The 19,439-nt window shown below is 70.5% G+C and carries 16 protein-coding genes; 12 read left to right on the top strand and 4 right to left on the bottom strand.

The window, feature by feature from the left end:
* Nucleotides 1-3: 3 nt before the first annotated feature.
* A complete protein-coding gene (locus QSK17_RS24670; protein ID WP_285707597.1) occupies nt 4-324 on the bottom strand; it encodes a DUF2795 domain-containing protein in 321 nt (106 codons plus the stop codon).
* A 79-nt stretch (nt 325-403) separates the two neighbouring features.
* Here QSK17_RS24670 and QSK17_RS24665 point away from each other — a divergent pair, with 79 nt between their 5' ends.
* The 10 genes from QSK17_RS24665 to QSK17_RS24620 all read left to right on the top strand — a co-directional run bounded on the left by QSK17_RS24665 (nt 404) and on the right by QSK17_RS24620 (nt 14,508).
* A complete protein-coding gene (locus tag QSK17_RS24665; protein ID WP_285707596.1) occupies nt 404-1,483 on the top strand; it encodes a GNAT family N-acetyltransferase in 1,080 nt (359 codons plus the stop codon).
* 153 nt (nt 1,484-1,636) lie between these two features.
* Complete coding sequence (locus QSK17_RS24660; RefSeq protein ID WP_285707595.1) at nt 1,637-2,548, top strand: sirohydrochlorin chelatase; 912 nt, start codon at nt 1,637-1,639, stop codon at nt 2,546-2,548.
* Between the two features lie 15 nt (nt 2,549-2,563).
* Complete coding sequence (gene cobT / locus QSK17_RS24655; RefSeq protein WP_285707594.1) at nt 2,564-3,652, top strand: nicotinate-nucleotide--dimethylbenzimidazole phosphoribosyltransferase; 1,089 nt, start codon at nt 2,564-2,566, stop codon at nt 3,650-3,652.
* A gap of 145 nt (nt 3,653-3,797) precedes the next feature.
* Nucleotides 3,798-5,030 carry a uroporphyrinogen-III C-methyltransferase gene (gene cobA / locus QSK17_RS24650; protein ID WP_285707593.1) on the top strand — a complete coding sequence of 411 codons (1,233 nt, stop codon included), beginning with the start codon at nt 3,798-3,800 and terminating at the stop codon, nt 5,028-5,030.
* On the top strand, nt 5,027-8,227 hold the full coding sequence (locus tag QSK17_RS24645; RefSeq protein WP_285707592.1) for a GTPase: 3,201 nt from the start codon (nt 5,027-5,029) through the stop codon (nt 8,225-8,227). The genes cobA and QSK17_RS24645 overlap by 4 nt, the downstream gene beginning before the upstream one ends.
* Nucleotides 8,224-9,855, top strand: coding sequence for a P-loop NTPase family protein (locus QSK17_RS24640; protein ID WP_285707590.1), 1,632 nt, complete (start codon nt 8,224-8,226; stop codon nt 9,853-9,855). Before QSK17_RS24645 ends, QSK17_RS24640 begins: the two co-directional genes overlap by 4 nt.
* Before the next feature lie 161 nt (nt 9,856-10,016).
* Nucleotides 10,017-10,643: a single-stranded DNA-binding protein gene (locus QSK17_RS24635; protein ID WP_285707589.1), complete on the top strand. Its 627-nt coding sequence runs from the start codon at nt 10,017-10,019 to the stop codon at nt 10,641-10,643.
* Nucleotides 10,644-10,960: 317 nt separating this feature from the next.
* On the top strand, nt 10,961-12,253 hold the full coding sequence (locus tag QSK17_RS24630; protein ID WP_285707588.1) for a GGDEF domain-containing protein: 1,293 nt from the start codon (nt 10,961-10,963) through the stop codon (nt 12,251-12,253).
* 31 nt (nt 12,254-12,284) lie between these two features.
* The gene (ettA, locus tag QSK17_RS24625) at nt 12,285-13,949 is read left to right on the top strand and encodes an energy-dependent translational throttle protein EttA (protein ID WP_285707587.1); all 1,665 of its coding nucleotides are present in this window, start codon (nt 12,285-12,287) and stop codon (nt 13,947-13,949) included.
* 64 nt (nt 13,950-14,013) lie between these two features.
* Complete coding sequence (locus QSK17_RS24620) at nt 14,014-14,508, top strand: acyl-CoA thioesterase (RefSeq protein WP_352231837.1); 495 nt, start codon at nt 14,014-14,016, stop codon at nt 14,506-14,508.
* Between the two features lie 410 nt (nt 14,509-14,918).
* On the opposite strand, the gene QSK17_RS24615 is transcribed toward QSK17_RS24620, so the two are convergent.
* From QSK17_RS24615 to QSK17_RS24605, 3 genes are all read right to left on the bottom strand, one after another.
* Nucleotides 14,919-15,287 (bottom strand): globin, encoded by a 369-nt coding sequence (locus QSK17_RS24615; protein WP_285707586.1) that lies wholly within the window; start codon nt 15,285-15,287, stop codon nt 14,919-14,921.
* Nucleotides 15,288-15,321: 34 nt separating this feature from the next.
* Nucleotides 15,322-16,284, bottom strand: a complete 963-nt coding sequence (locus QSK17_RS24610) for a mechanosensitive ion channel family protein (protein ID WP_285707585.1) — start codon at nt 16,282-16,284, stop codon at nt 15,322-15,324.
* A gap of 444 nt (nt 16,285-16,728) precedes the next feature.
* Nucleotides 16,729-16,989: a hypothetical protein gene (locus QSK17_RS24605; protein WP_061260529.1), complete on the bottom strand. Its 261-nt coding sequence runs from the start codon at nt 16,987-16,989 to the stop codon at nt 16,729-16,731.
* A gap of 330 nt (nt 16,990-17,319) precedes the next feature.
* Here QSK17_RS24605 and QSK17_RS24600 point away from each other — a divergent pair, with 330 nt between their 5' ends.
* Both QSK17_RS24600 and QSK17_RS24595 read left to right on the top strand, forming a co-directional pair.
* Nucleotides 17,320-18,915, top strand: coding sequence for an NsdA family TPR-like regulatory protein (locus QSK17_RS24600; RefSeq protein WP_285707583.1), 1,596 nt, complete (start codon nt 17,320-17,322; stop codon nt 18,913-18,915).
* Nucleotides 18,912-19,415 carry a GNAT family N-acetyltransferase gene (locus QSK17_RS24595; protein WP_285707582.1) on the top strand — a complete coding sequence of 168 codons (504 nt, stop codon included), beginning with the start codon at nt 18,912-18,914 and terminating at the stop codon, nt 19,413-19,415. Before QSK17_RS24600 ends, QSK17_RS24595 begins: the two co-directional genes overlap by 4 nt.
* The last annotated feature ends 24 nt before the right edge of the window (nt 19,416-19,439 follow it).

The raw sequence follows: 19,439 nt of genomic DNA, 5'->3' as shown, positions 1-19,439 counted from the left end.
CCCTCAGCAGTGGTGGCGTTCCACGCCGAGTCCGAGGGCCTCGGCCACCTCACCGACGTTGTGGAACTTGAGCTCGGGCAGCTGGCGCACGGCCTCGATCACGGCGTCGGGAGCGCTCTTCCTCTCGGCGTGGGCCAGCAGGTTCTCGCGGTTCGCCGGATATTCGGCGTCGCTCAGCCACTTCGCCAGATTGCTCCGGCGTTCGACGTCCGCGGGAGTGATGCCGGAGGGCGTTCTGCCGCCCCGTGTGAGACCCTCCGTCTCATGCTTCTGCTCGTCGTCCATGCGGGGGCCGTGCTTGTCGCTACCGCGTCGGATACTCATGACCTCACCTCCCGAATCGGGTCATGTGGAGGCCCGTACCCGTCCCGTCCCCCCCAAACATCGCATCCGGAGGGAATCCGTGTTTGACGAGCACCTCACGATCACCACGGAGCGGCTCGTGCTGCGGCCTTTCGGCCCCGGAGACGCCGGGCAGGTCCGCGAGATCATCAAGGAGGGCGGGCACACCACCGGCCTGCCGCCGGGCGCTCCGGGCCACCCCCTCGGCATCGCCTCCTGGCTCTCCCAGGGCGTGCACGAACTGTGGCGCTCGGGCCAGGGCATCCACCTGGCGATGGAGGCGCGGGGCATGATCGTCGGGGCCATCAGTCTGTTCAAGACGCAGTGGGGCGCGGGCACCACCGAGGTCGGCTACGGCGTACGCCCGGTCCACCGAGGGCGCGGATACGCCCCCGAGGCGGTCAGGGGGCTCACCGACCGCGTGCTCGGCATCGGGCCGCTCCGCCGGGTCGAGCTGCGCGCCAACCTGGACAACACCGCCTCCATCCGGGTCGCGGAGAAAGCCGGCTTCACCCGGGAGGGCGTGCTGCGCGGCGCCGGGTTCGAGGACGACGGCCCGCACGACCTGGTGGTCTTCGGCCTGCTGCGCGGCGACGGCCGTACGGTCTTCGACAGCCGGCTCAGCGGCGAGCGCGTCATCCTGCGGCCGTTCGCCAGACGGGACGCCTTCGACGTGCTCGCCGCGGTCACGGACGACCCGGAGATCGGCCGCTGGATGCCCTGGGCCGCCGGATACACCCTCGAACGCGCCGTGGAGTGGTGCACCCGCCTGGCGCACACGAACGGCATCTCCGGCGCCAACTTCGCGATCGAGCCGCGGGACGGCGGGCGGCTGGCCGGGGCCGTCGGCGTGCAGCGGGCCGACCGGGAGCGTGGCGACGTCGAGGTGGGCTACTGGGTGTCACCGTGGGCACGGAGGCAGGGTTACGCCACAGAGGCCACGCGGATCGTCACCGGGCATCTCCTGACGCTCGGCTTCCATCGCGTCCAACTGGTCATCGCGACCGGCAACCACGCGAGCCAGGCGGCGGCCAGAAGAGCCGGATTTGTCCAGGAAGGCGTCCTCCGTCAGGCGCTTCCGGTGCCCGGAGGCCGCTCCGATGCCGTAATGTTCAGTGTGCTCAAAGGGGAAATGCAATGAAATTTCCTAAGTATGGAGCGGCTACCGGCCGGATGATCGTCTCGCCCTCCTGACCCTTGCCTACGGCGCGAGCAGTGCCCGCCGTCGGCAGCGTCGGCTATCCTCGCGAGCCGGATTACAAATCCGCAGGTCAAGGCATGGGAGATCAGGCAGATGAAACCGCCGCTGCTGCTCGTTGGGCACGGGACCCACGATGAGACCGGCGTCGCCGAGTTCGGCAGGTTCGTCCATCGGCTCCGCTGCCGACTCGACCAGCGCGTCGCCGAGGTGACCGGTGGCTTCATCACGAAGGCCAAGCCACAGCTCAGCGACTCCATCTCCTCGCTGATCGCGCATGGCCACCACCACGTCATCGCGCTGCCGCTCAGCCTCACGGGCGACCGCGAGGCCCTGGGCGACATCCCCGGCACGCTGGCGCTGGAGCAGGAACGCCACCCGACCCTGGAGTTCGACCTCGCCCGGCCGCTCGGCCCCGATCCGCGCGTGCTCGAACTGCTCGCCGAGCGGCTCGCGGACGCCCAGGCCGACATGCCCCGGCTCGTCATCGATGAGATCCCCGAGGACGTCGACCCCGCGGAGACGGCCGTGGTCCTCGTCGGGCACGGAGCCGTCGACCCCGCCGTCAACGCCGAGGTGCACCGGGTCTCCCGGCTGTTCTGGGAGACCCACGTCCCCGACATGCTGACCGTCGAGACCGCCTACGTCTCGCACAACAGGCCCGGCGTGCCCGGCGGCCTGGAGCGCTGCCGCAGGCTCGGCGCCAAGCGCGTGATCGTCCTGCCGTACCTCCTGTTCGCCGGTGGCGTCCTGGAGCGCATCTGGGCCCAGGCCTTGGCGTACGGCGCGAACCACGAAGGCCTCGACATCCGCTGCGCCGAGGTCATCGGCGACTGCGAGGGCCTGGCCGACGTCGTCATCGACCGGTACGAGGAGGCGCTGTCCGGCGCACCGTCCGGCGCGGCCGACACGGGAGTGTGGACGGCCCGCCGCCGGTTCACGGAGGCCCTGGCCGTCGAGCGGATCGCCAGGGACGAGCCCGAGTCGGAGATCCCCACCCCCGTCTGACGTTGGAGAGCACGCGTGTCACTGCTTGATGAGACGATCTCGGCGATCCGCCCGCCCGATCAGGACGCGATGGCGCGGGCGAGGGAGCACCAGGACCGGCTCACCAAGCCGCGCGGCGCGCTCGGCGCGCTCGAAGACGTCGCCGTACGGCTGGCCGGGGCCGCGGGAGCCTGCCCGCCGCCGATGCCCGAGCCCGCCGCGCTCGCGATCTTCGCCGCCGACCACGGCGTCCACGCCCAGGGCGTCTCCCCGTGGCCGCAGGAGGTCACCACCCAGATGGTGGCCAACTTCCTGGCCGGAGGCGCCGTCGCCAACGCCTTCGCCGCTTCGGCCGGCGCCTCGGTGACCGTGGTCGACGTCGGCGTCGCCGCCGACCTGCCCGCCGCGTCCGGCCTGCGCGCCCGCAAGGTCGCGTACGGCACGGCCGACCTGTCCCTCGGCCCCGCCATGACCGGGGACCAGGCCGAAGCCGCCCTCGCGGTGGGCGTCGAGGTGGCCCGGGACCTCATCGAGGCCGGCGGCCGCTGCCTGATCACCGGAGACATGGGCATCGCCAACACCACCGCGTCCGCCGCGCTCATCTGCGCCTACACCGGGCGCAACCCCGCCGAGGTGACCGGCCGCGGCACCGGCATCGACGACGCTACCCACCAGCACAAGATCGACATCGTGCGGCGGGCCCTGAAGGTCAACCGGCTCCGGGAGGCCGACGGCTTCGCGCCGGAACACCGGGACGACGCGCTCCGCGCGCTCGCCGCCGTCGGAGGGCTGGAGCACGCCGCCATCGCCGGGTTCATCCTCGGCGCGGCCGCGGCGCGCGTGCCGGTCATCCTCGACGGCGTGATCGCCGGTTCGGCGGCGCTCGCCGCCGTGGCCCTCGCCCCCGCCGCCGCGGGCTACTGCGTCGCGGGACACCGCTCGGCCGAGCCCGGCCACGCGGCCGCCCTCGACCACCTCGGCCTGCGGCCCCTCGTGGACCTCGAACTCCGCCTCGGCGAGGGCACCGGAGGCCTGCTCGCCCACCCGCTGGTCAGCGCCGCCGTACGCGTGATGCACGAGGTCGCCACCTTCGACTCAGCCGGAGTGACCGACAAGGAGGGATGACGCCCCTACCGTAAGATCTACCGCGCGGGCGTCACGGTGGCCGCCCCGCCCGACGAACCCTGATCCGCTGAGCCGCCGGTCATCGGTCAGCCGGTAAATTTGCCTCCTAACAGATCACGCTTGACGCACGAGGGAGATTGGGGTCATGGCGCCCTACCTGCTTGGCCTTCGCCTGGATGAGCGGCGGGTCCTGGTCGTGGGCGGCGGCCGTGTCGCGCAGCGGAGGATCCCCGCGTTGCTCGACGCCGGGGCGTCGGTCACCCTCGTCTCGCCCAGCGTCACCCCGGCCCTCGACGACCTGATCGCCGACGGCCGCATCCTGTGGGAGCGCAGGCCGTACCAGGTCGGCGACTGCGACGGCGCGTGGCTCGTGCACGCGTGCACCGACCGGCGCGAGGTGAACACGGCGGTCGCCGCCGAGGCCGAGGCCAAGCGCATCTGGTGCGTACGCGCCGACGACAAGGAGGCGTCCGCGGCCTGGACGCCCGCGAGCGGCCGGGTCGGCGAGATCGGCGTCGCGGTCACCGCCGGGGGCGACCCCCGCAGAGCCGCGGGCATCCGCGACGCGGTCGTCGACGCGCTCCGCGACGGCACGGTTGACGCGCGGAGGCACCGCGGCAAGCCCGTCGGCGTCGCGCTCGTCGGCGGCGGACCGGGCGACCCCGGCCTGATCACCGTCCGGGGCCGCCAGCTGCTCGCCCAGGCGGACGTCGTCGTCGCCGACCGGCTCGCCCCGCGGGGCCTGCTCGACGAGCTGTCGCCCGACGTCGAGCTCATCGACGCCGCCAAGATCCCGTACGGCCGCTTCCTCGCGCAGGAACGGATCAACGAGCTGCTGGTCGAACACGCCAGGCAGGGCAAGTTCGTCGTCCGGCTCAAGGGCGGCGACCCGTTCGTCTTCGGGCGCGGCGGCGAGGAGATGATCGCCTGCGCCCGCGCCGGCATCCCGGTCACGGTGGTGCCGGGCGTCACCAGCGCGGTCGCGGTTCCCGCCGCCGCCGGAGTGCCCGTCACGCACAGGGGGGTCAGCCAGGAGTTCCACGTGATCTCCGTCCACGTGGCGCCCGACGACCCGAGATCGACGGTCGACTGGCCGGGACTGGCGAGATCCAAGGGAACGCTGATACTGCTCATGGGAGTCGAACGGATCGCGGAGATCGCCGACGCACTCGTACGAGACGGACGTTCGCCGGAGACTCCCGTGATGGTGGTGCAGGACGGTACTCTTCCCACCCAACGAGCACTCGCCGCCACGCTCGCCACGGTGGCGGAGCGCGTGACCGCGACCGGGATACGGCCGCCGGCGATCGTGATCGTCGGTGACGTCGTCAGAGTCGGCCAGGAGATCGAAATGGTGCGAGCGGAGCGGATCCCGTGAAATCGGCTGCCAGGAAGACGCCCGACAACGGGCCCGTCGACCGGCCCGGCCACGCCGAGAACGAGGAGCAGGCCATCGATCACACCGATGAGCACCCGGAGAGACTGGGAGAGCAGACGATCGCCTTCCGCCCCATCCGGGACACCGACCCCGCCGACGACGATCGGGCCGTTGGGGATCAGGCCGCCGCGAGCGGCCTCGCCGTACCGGCAGCCGGCCCCGCCCGTCCTGACTGGGACACCGGCGACACGTGGGACGGCTTCACGGTGCGACCCGCCACCCCTGCCAGTGGCTCCACCACCGCGGCCAAGGACACCACCGCGCCCGAGATGACCGACGCCGGCGGGCCGAGCCGCCCGGGCGGCATCGGCGACCGCACCGCGTGGGCCACCCCGGGATGGGACGCCTTCGCCACGCGGCAGCCCAGACGTACGCCTCTGGGCGGTCACCTCGGCGCGCAGGGACTCCCCACCCGCGAGACCCCCGCGACTGAGAGCGCGGGAGACGAAATGGTCGTCTGGGAGGCCGCTCGCGAGACGTCGGCCGGGGAGCCGCCGGAGCAGGACGTCTCCGTCTGGGACGCTCCCTCCACGCGTAAGCGGTCGGAGGATTCCGGGGAATGGGACGCCTTCGCACCGCGATCGGCTCCCAGTCCGACCAGGGACGATCCCGACGCGTCGGGATCCGCGCACGCGCCGGATCCGGCCGACGTGGTGAGCTCCGGATTCGCCCCCGTGGACGAGGGCATCCCCGGTTGGGACGCCTTCGACGCGGCCGGGCCGTCCGACGCGGAAGCCCTCGGACACGCGGAAGACGCGATCGCCGGGAGCTCGGCTGCGGCGGCCATGGGCGAGCACGCCGAGCCGGCGGGCGACCCGATCGACGCTACGGCACAGGCGACCGGCGCCGAGCAGACGGAGGCCGAGCACTTGCCGGACACCGGCCTGACGGCGAGTGCGGCCGAGGAACTCGACCTCACGTCCGAGGAGCCGGCCGCTTTTGACGCCTCCGACGCGTTCGGCGAGCCCGGCCTGATCGGCCTGATCGGCACCGATGCGACCGGCGCCGGGGAGGAGCGGTTCGAGGACCGTAGGCACCCCGAGGACATCGAGCGTTCCGGCGACACAGGGGATGCTCAGCACGCCGAACGAGGCGAGGCGATCGAGGCTCGCGCGGAGATCGCGGAGCTTCAGGAAAGTCTTCGCGACGGTGAGCCCGCCGGGCGGGCGGACCGCGTCGAGGAGAGCGAGGACGGCGAGCACGCCGAGCCCGGGCGCTCCGAGGAGACCTGGGGCAGCGAGGAGACCTGGGGCAGCGAGGACGCCGAGCGGCTCGGGCAAAGCGAGGAACCGCGACAGCCCGAGGACCCGGAGCAGCCCTGGGACACAGAGCAGCCCCGGGACACGGAGCAGCCCCGGGACACGGAGCAGCCCCGGGACACGGAGCAGGCCGAGGTTGCGGAGCGGGCCGACGAGCAGGCAGAAGAGGCCGAAGGAGCTCTGGCCGGCAGGGTACGTGCCGTACCGCTGCCGGATCCGGTCTCCGCAGCGTTGACGGAGTCGCTCGACCAGCTCCGTCTGGCGGTCGAGGACCTGCACTTCGGCCTCGACGTGCCGGGCGCGGACGAGGCGCGGAAGGCGCAGGCCGCGGTACTGGCCCAGCTCGAGGACTACGTCATCCCGCGCGTGCACATGAGCACCGCCCCCGCATTGATCGTCGTGGCGGGCTCCACCGGCGCGGGTAAGTCCACGTTGGTCAACACACTGGCGGCGCAGCGGGTGAGCGCGACCGGGGTGCGCCGCCCGACCACCGGGACGCCGGTGCTGGTCTGCCACCCCGACGACCACGAGTGGTTCGCCGAGGGCGACCTGCTCGGGGGGGTGACCCGGCTGGACCGGCCCGCCGAAGGCGCGGGCGTGGGCAGCGTCGTGCTGTCCACCACCGAACGCCTTCCACCTGGCGTGGCCCTGCTGGACACACCGGACATCGACTCGGTCGTCGAGGAGCACCACGAGATCGCGCATCGCATGCTCGACGCGGCCGACCTGTGGGTCTTCGTGACCACCGCCTCCCGGTACGCCGACGCGCCCTCGTGGAACCTGCTGCGGCTGGCCAAGGAACGCGGCGCGCGCCTGGTGATCGTGCTGTCCCGCATGCCGGAGAAGTCCCGTGACGTCATCGTGAAGCACTTCGGCCGGATGCTCGACGAGTACGGCCTGGCCGACGCGGAGCGGTTCGTGATCAAGGAGACCGCGGTCACCGACGGGCGCCTCCCCGACAAGGAGGTCACCGAGCTGCGGATGTGGCTGGCCGACCTGTCCGTCGACGACGAGCGGCGCGCCGCTGCCGTGCAGACGACCCTGAAAGGCGTCCTGGACAGCTTCAGGACCCGTGTCCCCGCCCTGGCGAGGCATCTGGAGACTCAGGTGGCGCTGCGCGCGGACCTGCGTTCCGACGTGGACGCCGCCTACATGGGCGCGCTGGCCGACATCGACGAGGCCACCAGGAACGGCTCCCTGCTGCGCGGCGAGGTGCTCGCCCGCTGGCAGGACTTCGCCGGATCCGGTGACCTGATCCGCACGCTTCAGCTCCGCCGGGGCGGCAAGGGCCACCAGCAGGGACCGCAGCGGCTGCGCGCGCTCAGGGCGGCGATCAGGACCGCGCTCGAAAGCATGATCAATTCGGCTGGTCAGCGGGCGGCGGAGGAGGTGATCGCGCGCTGGAAGCAGCGGGCCGGCACGGGCGACCGGCTCGCCGTGACCCCGGGCCTCGGCCGCTCCTCCGACGAGGCCACGTATCGCACCTCGCGCGCCATCGGCGCCTGGCAGGACCACGTGACCGAGCTGATCAGGACCGAAGGCGTGACCAAGCGCTCGGTGGCGCGGCTCGTCTCCTTCGACGTCGAGTCGCTCTCCCTGATCTTCACGGTCGGCCTGCTCGGCTACGGCACCACGGACGTGTCGTCCGGACCGGGCACCGGCGCGCTGCCGCAGCGGCTGCTGCGCGGGCTCCTCGGCGCGGAGTCGTTGCGCAGCATCAGCGCGAAGGCCAGGAGCGACCTGCGCGCGCGCATCGGCATGGTCTTCGACGAGGAGACCTTGCGATACGTGGACGCGCTCGACGGCGCGGGCATCCCGGACGAGGCCGCAGCCACCCGCCTGTTCCAGGCCACGTACAACCTCGAGGTCGCACGATGACTGCCAGCACCACCGACGTCCAGTACGGCCTCGGGGCCCGGTTCGCCGCTCTCGCGCGGATCGTCGAGCTGGGCCCCGGCCGGGCCGACCAGGCGTCGCTCACCGAGGCCGCCCAGCTTCTCGTACGCGCCGGTGACCGGCTCAGGCTCTCCCCGGACCACACGGTGGTCGCGCTGGCCGGAGGAACGGGCAGCGGCAAGTCCTCCCTGTTCAACTCCGTGTCCGGTCTCGAACTCTCGCCGACCGGGGTGCGCAGGCCGACCACCGCGCGCACCCACGCCTGCGTGTGGGGCCTGGACGGCGCCGGGCCGCTCCTCGACTGGCTGCAGATTCAGTGGCGCCACCGCTTCGCCAGGGCCAGCGCGCTGGACAAGGGCGAGAGCCCGCTGCACGGGCTCATCCTGCTCGACCTGCCCGACCACGACTCGATCCGGGCGCTCACCGACACGGAGGCCGACCGCCTGATCAAGGTCTCCGACCTCGTGGTGTGGGTGCTCGACCCGCAGAAATACGCGGACGCCTCCGTGCACCGGCGCTACGTCACCGAGCTCGCCGGGCACGACGCGGTGACGGTCTTCGTGCTGAACCAGGCCGACCGGCTGTCCCCCGAGGAGCGGGAGATCTGTGTGGCCGACCTGAGAGAGCTGCTCTCCCATGAGGGCGTGGACGCCCCGCGGGTGGTCGTGACCTCGGCGCTCACCGGCGAAGGCGTCGACGACCTCAAGGCCGTGCTCGCCGAGTCGGTGGCCGATCGCCGTGCCGCCTTCCATCGGCTGGAGGCGGACCTCGACCGCCTGATGGCCCCTCTGGCGAAGGACCTCTCCGACATTTCCCAGGTCGAGCCCGTCGTGGACGGCGCGCGCCGCGCGGGGCTGACCGACGCTCTGTGCGACGCGGTCGGAGTCTCCGCTCTCGGCGAGGCCATGGAGAACGTGTACGGCGTCCGCTCCGTCGACTGGGTCGGCTGGCCCTACGCGCGCTGGGCGGCCAAGCTGCGGCCCGACCCGCTGAGCAGCCTGCGCCTCGGCGACGTGAAGGAGGAGATCCGCAGTCTGGTGGGCAGCGCCGTCAGCGCGCAGCCTGCCGAGGTGGACAACGCCGTGCAGGCCCTGGCCGACGGCATCACGCCGGGTATGCCCGAGGTCTGGCGGGCGGGCGTGCGCGACGCGGCGCGGTCGCGGTCCGCCCAGCTTCCCGCGACCCTCTCCGACGAGCTGTCCCAGATCGCCCCGCCCCTGGACCGGGTTCCCGGCTGGTGGTGGCTGCTCAAGATCTGGCAGTACCTCCTCGTCGTGTTGTTCGTCGCGGGAGTCGCCTGGGCCGGGTCGATCCTCGCGTACGGCGTGTTCGAACTGGGCAAGGCGCCGGTGGGGCTCCTCGGCGACGTCGGGGTGCTGCCGTGGCTCGGCCTGGTGATCGTCGGCGTTCTCGGCGTGGGCGCCCTGTCCGGCATGGCGAGCAGGAACTTCGTCATCCTCGGCGCCACGAAGGAGCGCGAGCGCCTGGAGAAGGACATGCGACGCCGGGTGTCCGCCGTGGCGGCGGAGATGGTGATCGCACCGGTCGAGAGCGAGCTGCGGCGCTACAACGACTACATCGGAGCCGTGGCCGCCGCGTCCCGGAAATAGGCCTCGGAAGCTGGAAACCGGTCCCGGAAACAGGTCCCGAACACCGGCGTCCCCAGGACAGCGGTTGTCCACAGAACCGGATTCGGCGGCGGGCGGTCGGGGCTGGCCCGGCCAGAGTGTGTCCCGGTGTCCGGCGAGGGTCCGGACCTGGGAGGCACTCGATGAGCGACGTCTACGTCACGCTGAGCGGCAACGTGACCGCCGACCCCCGGCAGTACCAGTTCCCCGACGGTTCGCGGGCGACGACCCTGCGGCTCGCGGTCAACCGCAGGGTGCTCGACCGGCAGTCCCAGACGTGGAGCACTGAGGACACGACGTACTACATGGTCCGCTGCTACCGGGCGCTCGCCGACAACGTCGCCCAGTCGGTGCGCAAGGGCCATCCGCTGGTCGTGTACGGCAAGCTCCGGATCAAGCAGTTCGAGGACCGGCAGGGCGAGCAGAGATTCTGGGCCGAGATTGACGCCACATCGGTGGGCCATGACCTCAAATGGGGCATCGCGAGCTTCGAGAAGCCCGTCCGATCCTTCGCGGCGATGCCCAGCGCCGACGAGCGCCGGGAGATGGAGGACGCCACTCGCGAGTGGGAGTTGAGGGCCGTCCAGCACTCTGGCGAGGAGGCCCCGCACCCGGCCGAGGCCGCGTCGCGCTCCGGTGACGAGGTGGGGCGGGCGGACGGCGCCGTCGTGGAGGGGGAGGAGCGCTCGTCCCCCGGCGAGGATGAGCCGGGCTCGGCGGAGTTCGCGCCGTGGCCGGTGGAAACCGTGCCGGAGACGCTGGCGGCGTGACGCGGAGAGTCAGCGGGTGGGGAGGGCATCGGCCGTGCGCGGCCGGTGCCCCACTGTGGAACGTCCGGGGATCGGCCGATGGCGACTTCCGCGTCGCTGCGAGAGCACCCTTGTCAGGTCCAGGTCACACCCCGGCCCATGGCTGCTCCTTTCCCACACGGCCCCCTCGTGAAGGAGCGGTTACCTTCAGCCGCCCGGACACCCGGACGGCCAGACTGCCAAAGGTAGCGGTTCACGTCGCGCGACGCACACTCCGCAACTATTGTGTTACACATCGTGAGACGCTGGAAGCAGCGTATGGAGCGTGGGGAGACGGGATGACGGCGCCCAGCCAGACCTCGGCCACACGGGACGGATCGCCCTCGCGGCGCGCCCGGTGGCCCCTGCTGGCCCAGCGCCGTCCGTTCGTGGCCTACTTCTGCGGCATCGTCGCGCTGGACCTGGCCGCGATCGCGTATCTCCTGACCTCCACGACCTTCCGGCCGTCCCACGTCGCCGCGTTCGCCGCCCTGACCGCCTGCGGCGCCGTCTGCATCGAGGCCACCCGCCGGCTGGGCATGCCGGCCGGCGTGTCCCGCGACCTGCTGTCGGCCTGGTGGCTCCCGGTCGTGCTGCTGCTCCCGCCGCTGTACGCGCTGCTCGCCCCCATCCCGCTGCAGATCCTGCTGCAGGTGCGGGTCCGTGCCACGGTGGTCTACCGGAGGGTCTTGAGCGCGGCGGCGATCGGCGTTGCCGCCTGCGCCGCCTCGCTGGCGTTCCACTCCTGGATACCCGTGCCCGCCGAGTTGTCCAGCGGCCGGGCGTCGCCCATCCTCGCGGCGGTGGCCTGCGCCGTCATGTTCACCGTGCTCAACACCGCCCTCATCGCCGTCGCCGTGCGTACCGCCGATCCCGACACCCGGTGGCGCGAGTTCCTCTGGAACCGCGAGAGCGCGCTGCTCGACGCGGTGGAGCTCTGCCTCGGCGTGACCGTCGCCATCGCGTGCGGGCTCAACCTGGCCCTGCTGCTGCTCGCGCTGCCGCCGGTCGTGCTGCTGCAGCGCAGCCTGCTCCACGCGCAGTTGCAGGCCGCCGCGCGCACCGATCCCAAGACCGGGCTGCTCAACGCCGCGGCCTGGCAGCGCGAGGCCGACACGGAGATTGTCCGTGCCAGGCGCACCGGTGAGACGCTCGCGCTGCTCATCGTCGACATCGACCACTTCAAGCGGGTCAACGACACCTATGGTCACCTTGTCGGCGACCAGGTGCTGATCGGGATCGCCGCCACACTCCGCAGCCAACTGCGCGACTACGACGTGGTCGGCCGGTTCGGCGGCGAGGAGTTCGTGATCCTGCTGCCGCGGGCCGACGTCACCGAGGCCAGGCGGGTGGCCGAGCGGTTGCGCTCCCGGGTGGGCCGCATGGCGGTCCCGGCCGACCACGCCATGGTCACCGTGACGATCTCGGCCGGGGTGGCCATCATGAACATGCACGGCAACGATCTCATCGAGCTGCTCGCCGCCGCGGATCTCGCCCTCTACCGGGCCAAGGAGCTCGGCCGTGACCGCATCTGCCTCCCCGCGCGTCCCACGGCTCCTCCGCCGCGCACAGGGGATGAAATGACCGGCTGAAGCTGCCGTGGGTGCCACTACCCTTGGAGTCATGCCGGAGTACATCTACACGATGCAGCGCGTGCGCAAGGCGCACGGTGACAAGGTGGTCCTCGACGATGTCACGCTGTCCTTCCTGCCCGGGGCCAAGATCGGCGTCCTGGGCCCGAATGGCACGGGCAAGTCGACGCTGCTCAAGATGATGGCGGGGCTCGAGCAGCCGTCCAACGGAGACGCGCGGCTGATGCCCGGTTTCACGGTCGGCATGCTGCAGCAGGAACCCCCGCTCAACGAGTCCAAGACCGTCCTCGGCAATGTCGAGGAGGGCGTCGCCGAGACCAAGGCGATGCTCGACCGCTTCAACGAGATCGCCGAGCAGATGGCCACCGACTACAGCGACGAGCTGCTGGCGGAGATGGGCAAGCTGCAGGACGCGCTTGACCACCGCAACGCCTGGGATCTGGAGAGCCAGCTCGAGCAGGCCATGGACGCGCTCCGCTGCCCGCCCGGCGACGCCGACGTCACACAGCTCTCCGGTGGTGAGCGCCGCCGCGTCGCGCTGTGCAAGCTCCTGCTGGAGCAGCCCGACCTGCTGCTGCTCGACGAGCCCACCAACCACCTCGACGCCGAGAGCGTGCAGTGGCTGGAGCAGCACCTGGAGAAGTATCCCGGGACCGTCCTGGCCGTCACCCACGACCGCTACTTCCTCGACAACGTGGCCGGCTGGATCCTCGAGATGGACCGCGGCCGGTGCTACGCCTACGAGGGCAACTACTCGACCTACCTGGAGGCCAAGACCACCCGTCTGAAGGTCGAGGGGCAGAAGGACGTCAAGCGTAAGAAGCGCCTGGAGGATGAGCTCCAGTGGGTGCGCTCCAACGCCAAGGCCCGCCAGACCAAGAGCCGCGCCCGTCTCCAGCGCTATGAGGAGATGGCCGCCGAGGCGGACAAGTACCGCAAGCTCGACTTCGAGGAGATCCAGATCCCGCCGGGCCCGCGCCTCGGCACGACGGTGATCCGGGCCGAGAAGCTCTCCAAGGGCTTCGACGACCGCATCCTCATCGACAGCCTGTCCTTCGACCTGCCCCGCAACGGCATCGTCGGTATCATCGGCCCGAACGGCGTCGGTAAGACCACGCTGTTCCGCATGATCACCGGTGGTGAGACGCCGGACGACGGCTCGATCGTCGTCGGCGACACCGTCAAGATCTCCTACGCCGACCAGAGCCGGGCAGGCATCGACCCGAAGAAGAACGTCTGGGAGGTCGTCTCCGACGGGCTCGACCACATCAAGGTCGGCAACGTTGAGATGCCGTCCCGGGCCTACGTCGCGGCGTTCGGCTTCAAGGGCCCCGACCAGCAGAAGCCCTCGGGCATCCTGTCCGGCGGCGAGCGCAACCGTCTCAACCTCGCCCTGACCCTCAAGCAGGGCGGCAACGTGCTGCTGCTCGACGAGCCCACCAACGACCTCGACACCGAGACCCTGTCCAGCCTGGAGAACGCACTGCTCGACTTCCCGGGCTGCGCGGTGATCACCTCGCACGACCGGTGGTTCCTCGACCGCATCGCCACGCACATCCTCGCGTGGGAGGGCGGCTCGAACTGGTTCTGGTTCGAGGGCAACTTCGCCGACTACGAGAAGAACAAGGTCGAGCGGCTCGGCGCGGAGGCGGCCCGCCCGCACCGTGTCACGTACCGCAAGCTGACCCGAGACTAGCCGGTCGGCGTCCGTCGCGACCCCGCCCGCGGGCGGGGATCGCGGGTGGAATACGGTTTCCGGTGTGTCCGGACAACCTCTCTCCGACGGCGCCAGCCGTGCTGCTCACTATGCGGCCGACCGCGCGGGCGACAGTGCGATCCACAGTGCCGATCGACGGCATGTGTTCCACCGCCAGGTCCGCTTCGCGGACATCGACAGCCTCGGCCATGTCAACAACGTGCGGTTCTTCGACTTCCTCGAGGACGCCCGTCTCGGCATGCTGTTCGTGGACCCCGTCCGCGAGGGCGGCCGTCCGCACCAGGGTCTGGTGGTCGCCCGGCACGAGATCGACTACCGTCGTCCGCTGACGTTCCGCCCGGAACCGGTGCGGGTGGAGACCTGGGTGACCGAGATCAAGCCGGTGCGGTTCACCCTCGCCTATGAGATCAGGGACGACGAGGAGGTCTTCGTCCAGGCGCGTTCGGTGATGGTCGCCTACGACGTCGCGAACGCTCGTCCCCGCAGGCTCTCCGAGGACGAACTCGCCTACCTCAAGCGCTTCTCCGTAGAGGACTGACGGGACCCGGCATCCGTCCCGGGCCGGGTATCCCCCTTTGTGTGGAAATAGACGGGATCCTGGCGAACCTTCGGAGGAAGGTCTTTTGCCGCGGTTGGCCCTAATTCCTCCCCGCGGTAGAGATATGCCGCCCCTGGGAGGAAAAGTGTCGCCGACAGAGCGCCCGTCCCCGGGCGAGCCCGGCCGAGGGATTCCGCCACGCGAGGCCGCCGAAGACCGAGAGCCGGTTGTTCGACTCCGTATCGGGCCGTCTGCCGGGGAGGACCGGAGCATGTGCCGGTCGAGCTCAGGCGGCTCCTCCGGCGCGTTCAGGGGCCTTCCAGAACCACGGATGGGCCGTCGAGCTGTGGTCGGGGACGAGGTCCACCATGTTCGCCATCAGCCGCAGCCCGTGGTCGTGCGTGTCCGGGTTATGCGTTCATCATGCTGTGCGCGGCGTAGACGAGGTAGCGCAGCAGTTGCTCCTCGTGCTCGGGGGCGAGTTCCAGCGAGCGAACGGCGTCGTCCATGTGCTTCAACCAGGCGTCCCGTTCGGCCTCGCCGATCACGAACGGCACATGCCGCATGCGGAGCCGGGGATGGCCGCGCTCCTGGCTGTAGGTGTTGGGGCCGCCCCAGTATTGGATGAGGAACATGCGCAGCCGGTCCTCGGCGCCCGGGAGGTCGTCTTCGGGGTACATCGGGCGCAGCACCGGATCCTCGGCGACGCCTTCGTAGAACCGGTGGACGAGCCGCCGGAAGGTGTCCTCGCCTCCGACGGCCTCGTAGAAGGTTGTCACCGCTTCAGCCTAGGCCAGTTACCGGCCGGTAGGTTCAGGCGGCGAAGGCCAGGTCCTTCTCGTCGAACGCCCGCTTGACCCGGATGCGCAGCTCACGGGCCACCTCGGCCTGCTGGGCCGGAGCGGTCTTGACGCTGACCCGGAAGATGACGGCCTTGTCCGAGATCTGCTCCAGGCCATACACCTGGGGCTCCTCCACCAGCAGGACGTCGCGGTACTCCGGCTCCTCCCACATGGCGGCGGAGACGTCCTTGAGCAACTCCCGCACCACCGAGATGTCCGCCTCGTACGGCACCGGCACGTCGAGGACGGCCCGCGACCAGCCCTGGGACTCGTTGCCCACCCGGCTGATGGTGCCGTTGCGGACGTACCACACCTTGCCGTCGGCGTCGCGGATCCTGGTGACCCGCAGCGTGACGGCCTCCACCGTGCCGATCGCGACCCCGGTGTCGATCACGTCGCCGACGCCGTACTGGTCCTCCAGCAGCATGAACATGCCGGCGATGAAGTCCTTGACCAGCTCCTGCGCCCCGAAGCCGACCGCGACGCCGATGATGCCGACGCTGGTGAGCAGGGGAGCGAGCTCGATGCCCAAATTGGACAGGATCATCAGGGCGGCGGTGCCGAGGATCACGACCGAGGACAGGCTCCGCAGCACCGAGCCCATCGTCTCGGCCCGTTGCCTGCGGCGCTCGGTGAGGATCGCCGTGCTCGCCTCGGTCGAGTCGAGTGACCTGCTCCTGAGCCGCTCCGGCAGGACGCCCTCGCTGGCCCGCAGCGTCACCCGGGTGATGAGGCGGTGCACGATGCTCCGGACCACCAGAGCAACGGCGAGGATCAGGCAGAAGGTGAGCAGGACGTCGACGATCCCGGCGACGAGCGGAACCCAGGGGTACACCCCGTCGGGGAAGGCCGCGTTGAGGATCGCGCACGTCAGGCCCTTGCCGCTCTTGCATTGCGCCTGCACCACGGTCATCGCTTCCGCTGGGTCGAACATGTCCGACGTTGGAGACGGCGTGGGCGCGTACGGCAACACGAGGTGGATCCCCCCCGGATCGGTTCGGTCGGCAACAGGCAGGTAAACCTAACTCATTGTGCAGACTGAACCGGCCGTCGTCACATCGCCGGGGAAGGCGGATCGCCGTCGCCCGAGGTCGATGCGACGGGCGCGGCTTTCACTGCGACGAACGGCAGGACCGGCGCACGCACCCGGACGCGCGCGCCGTGTCGTTCTCCGGAGGGGATCCTCCTCGAGGCCGTCCGGCCCGGGGCTCTGCGGCCCGGACTGGACGGCGGCGTGCCGTGTACGGCGGGCGTCCTGCCGTACACGAGGGTGTGGGGGCCGGGGGCGCACAGCGTCCCCGGCGAGCCGTGTCTCCACGGCCGCGCTCACGGGCCGCTCCGCACCGTGCGCTCCGCCGGCCCCGCGAGCCGCGGTGGGTTATTCGCTCACCGCGGCGAGCACTCGGGCGACCTTGCGCGCCGCACCGGCCGGGTCGTCCGCCCGGTGCATCCGCTCTCCCCAGGACCACCAGTAGTCCGCGGCCCGGCACACGACGTTCTCCGCGAGGCTCGTGGCGTTCGGATTGATCACCCTGACGAAAGGGCGGCCGGACTGGGTGCGCACGACCCGGGCGAGAAGTCCGCGGGAGTCGAGTTCGGATACCAGGAGTTCCAGGCGCTGGAAATCGTCCTCCTCCACTTCGGTGTCCTCCTTGGTTCAGCTGAGCGGATGCGCTGGGCGTGCCCGCGCATTCGGTCCTGGTGGGCTCAAGATGACTTACCAAGCATGAACGGGTCAACGAGGCCGGTCGCCGCTGCGGTTAGGCAAACCCCCAAGTAGGTTGAAGAAAACCACCTGCTGAGGAACGATCCTTAGTCAGCACCTTCAACTACTCGTCCATGCCGGGCAAAAACTGGTCCATCATTCTTGTGTAGCCGCAGCGCGACAGAGACGTTACGCTGCGTCAGCAGATGAGGACCCTTCGGGACACGCGATCGGCGATGTGCGGACCGCGAGAGAGGGGCCGGAATGTCCGGCAGGCAACACAGGGAGACGGAGATCGCGCGGCAGGTCCGGGCACGAGGCCTGGCCGCCGGGCGAGGCCTGGCTCTGATCGCCGACGAGATCCATCTGGCATGTGGACCGAAGTTCGGCACGACCAAGATCAAAGCGCACCGCCTGTCGAACGGCATCGCACTCGCGGATGTGATCGAGCAGGTACGGGCGCTCTTCGAACGGGATGGCAAGGCCGTCCCGGGGATCGGCGAGACGCTTCTGTCCGCCTACGAGTCGGGGCTGAAGAAACCCGGCCCGGAGTACCTCCATTACCTGTGCTCTGTCTACCGGGTGGAACCGGCCGCTCTCGGTTACGGGGGCCCGTGCATCTGTGGCCACGGCCACGGTATGCCCGGCACTGTCCGCGGCTGCGACTTCGAAGAGGGAATACCTGACACTTCCCCCAATGTGCGTGAGCTGTGGATACAGCCGGACGGCGGCAGCCCTTCCGCGGACGGGGGCGAGGAGGACGAGAACGTGCTACGGAGGACGCTGCTGAAGCTCCTCGCCGGCACCGGCGTGGCCCTGGACGGCCACGTGCTCGGTGCGGTGGAGAACATACGACGGCACATGGACGAGACGATGGCCTCGGCCACCGTCTCGCCGACCATGCTGGACCAGTGGGAGGGGACGACCACCGGGTTCGGCAGGCAGTACATGAACACCCCGCCGTTACGCCTACTTTGCGACGTGCTGCTGGAGTTCTCCACGGTGCGCAAGGCGATGGAGCGGCGGCAGCCGGTCGACATCCAGGAACGGCTCTGCCGCATGACGGCGCAGCTCTCCGGGCTCTGCGGCATGATCATGATCGACCTGGGCGACCACCGCATGGCCCGGTCGTTCTTCCGCACCGGCCGCACCGCCGCCGACGAGACGGGCGACCGCGCGCTGCGCGCCTGGGTGACCGCTCGCGAGGCGCTGGTCCCGCTCTATTACGGCGACCCGCGTGAGGCGCTCACGCTGGCCAAGAAGAGCCGTGACATGGCCGGGCAGACGCCCTGCGCCGCCAGGACCATGGCGCCGGTCGTCGAGGCCAGGGCCCTGGCCATGCTGGCCGGCAACACGGGCGCGAAGAAGGACGTGGTCGACCAGGCCAAACGGGCGCTCTCCCGGGCCAGAACGGCCTTCGCCGAGATGAGCAGCAACGACCAGGAGGACCCGGCCTTCGGATACACCGAGCGCCAGCTCTACTTCTACCAGGGCGACGTCCTGGTCAAGCTGGGGCAGACGCTGGAGGCCGACCTCATCCTGGAGCAGGCCCTCGGCAAATACTCCGGTGAGGACCTGCTCGACCAGACCCTGATCCGGTTCGACCGGGCCCAGTGCCGCCTGATCGAGGGCGAGGTCGAGGAGGCGCTCGACATGGGGCGCAAGGCCATCGAGGTGATCGAACAGGAATACCGCACCGAGCTGCTCATGCGCCCCGCGTACGACCTGCTCAAGGCGGTCCAGTCCAAGCACGGCGAGACACCCGCGCTGGCGTCCTACCGCGAATGCCTCCTGCCCGCCCCGCTGGACACCATGGGCTCGGACGCCGCGACCGCCGAGCAGGACAGGCAGCAGACGTGACGGAAAGGCTCCGAATCCGCCGCTACCGCTGGTCCGACCTCGACGAGGTCTGGGCGTTACACCAGATCGGCCTCGCCCAGGTCGGCCTCATGCCAGGCGACGGCGTTTACTACGACGACGATTTCCCGCGGATCCACTCGGTGTACATCGCCGACCGGGGTGACTTCCTGGTCGGCGAGGAGTCCGGTGGACGGATCGTCGCGATGGGCGGCCTGCGCCGCATCGACGACGAGACCGCCGAGATGTGCCGGCTCCGGGTCCATCCGGAGTTCCAGCGTCGCGGATACGGCGCGATGATCCTGGAACGACTGGAGGAACGCGCCCGCGAGCTCGGCTACCGCGTCCTGCGCGGGGACACCACCCTGCAACAGGGGGCCGCCGTCGAGCTCTACCGGAAGTACGGCTGGCGCGAGATTCGGCGCGAAGTTCGCGGCGGCAGTGTGGTGCTATATGGAGAGAAATACCTTACTCCCGTAGTTTTGCCGCAGCTAATCAGATAAAGCCACCCTGCCGGGGCTTGCGGA

This window comes from Microtetraspora sp. NBRC 16547, assembly GCF_030268965.1.
Classification (GTDB): domain Bacteria; phylum Actinomycetota; class Actinomycetes; order Streptosporangiales; family Streptosporangiaceae; genus Microtetraspora.
This window is presented reverse-complemented; position numbering and strand designations above follow the sequence as displayed.

Coding starts and splice junctions, on each gene's coding strand:
- QSK17_RS24670 (WP_285707597.1), bottom strand. CDS start 324: ATGAGTATCCGACGCGGTAGCGACAAGCACGGCCCCCGCATGGACGAC.
- cobA (WP_285707593.1), top strand. CDS start 3,798: ATGGCGCCCTACCTGCTTGGCCTTCGCCTGGATGAGCGGCGGGTCCTG.
- QSK17_RS24610 (WP_285707585.1), bottom strand. CDS start 16,284: ATGTTCGACCCAGCGGAAGCGATGACCGTGGTGCAGGCGCAATGCAAG.
- QSK17_RS24640 (WP_285707590.1), top strand. CDS start 8,224: ATGACTGCCAGCACCACCGACGTCCAGTACGGCCTCGGGGCCCGGTTC.
- ettA (WP_285707587.1), top strand. CDS start 12,285: ATGCCGGAGTACATCTACACGATGCAGCGCGTGCGCAAGGCGCACGGT.
- QSK17_RS24635 (WP_285707589.1), top strand. CDS start 10,017: ATGAGCGACGTCTACGTCACGCTGAGCGGCAACGTGACCGCCGACCCC.
- QSK17_RS24630 (WP_285707588.1), top strand. CDS start 10,961: ATGACGGCGCCCAGCCAGACCTCGGCCACACGGGACGGATCGCCCTCG.
- QSK17_RS24600 (WP_285707583.1), top strand. CDS start 17,320: ATGTCCGGCAGGCAACACAGGGAGACGGAGATCGCGCGGCAGGTCCGG.
- QSK17_RS24660 (WP_285707595.1), top strand. CDS start 1,637: ATGAAACCGCCGCTGCTGCTCGTTGGGCACGGGACCCACGATGAGACC.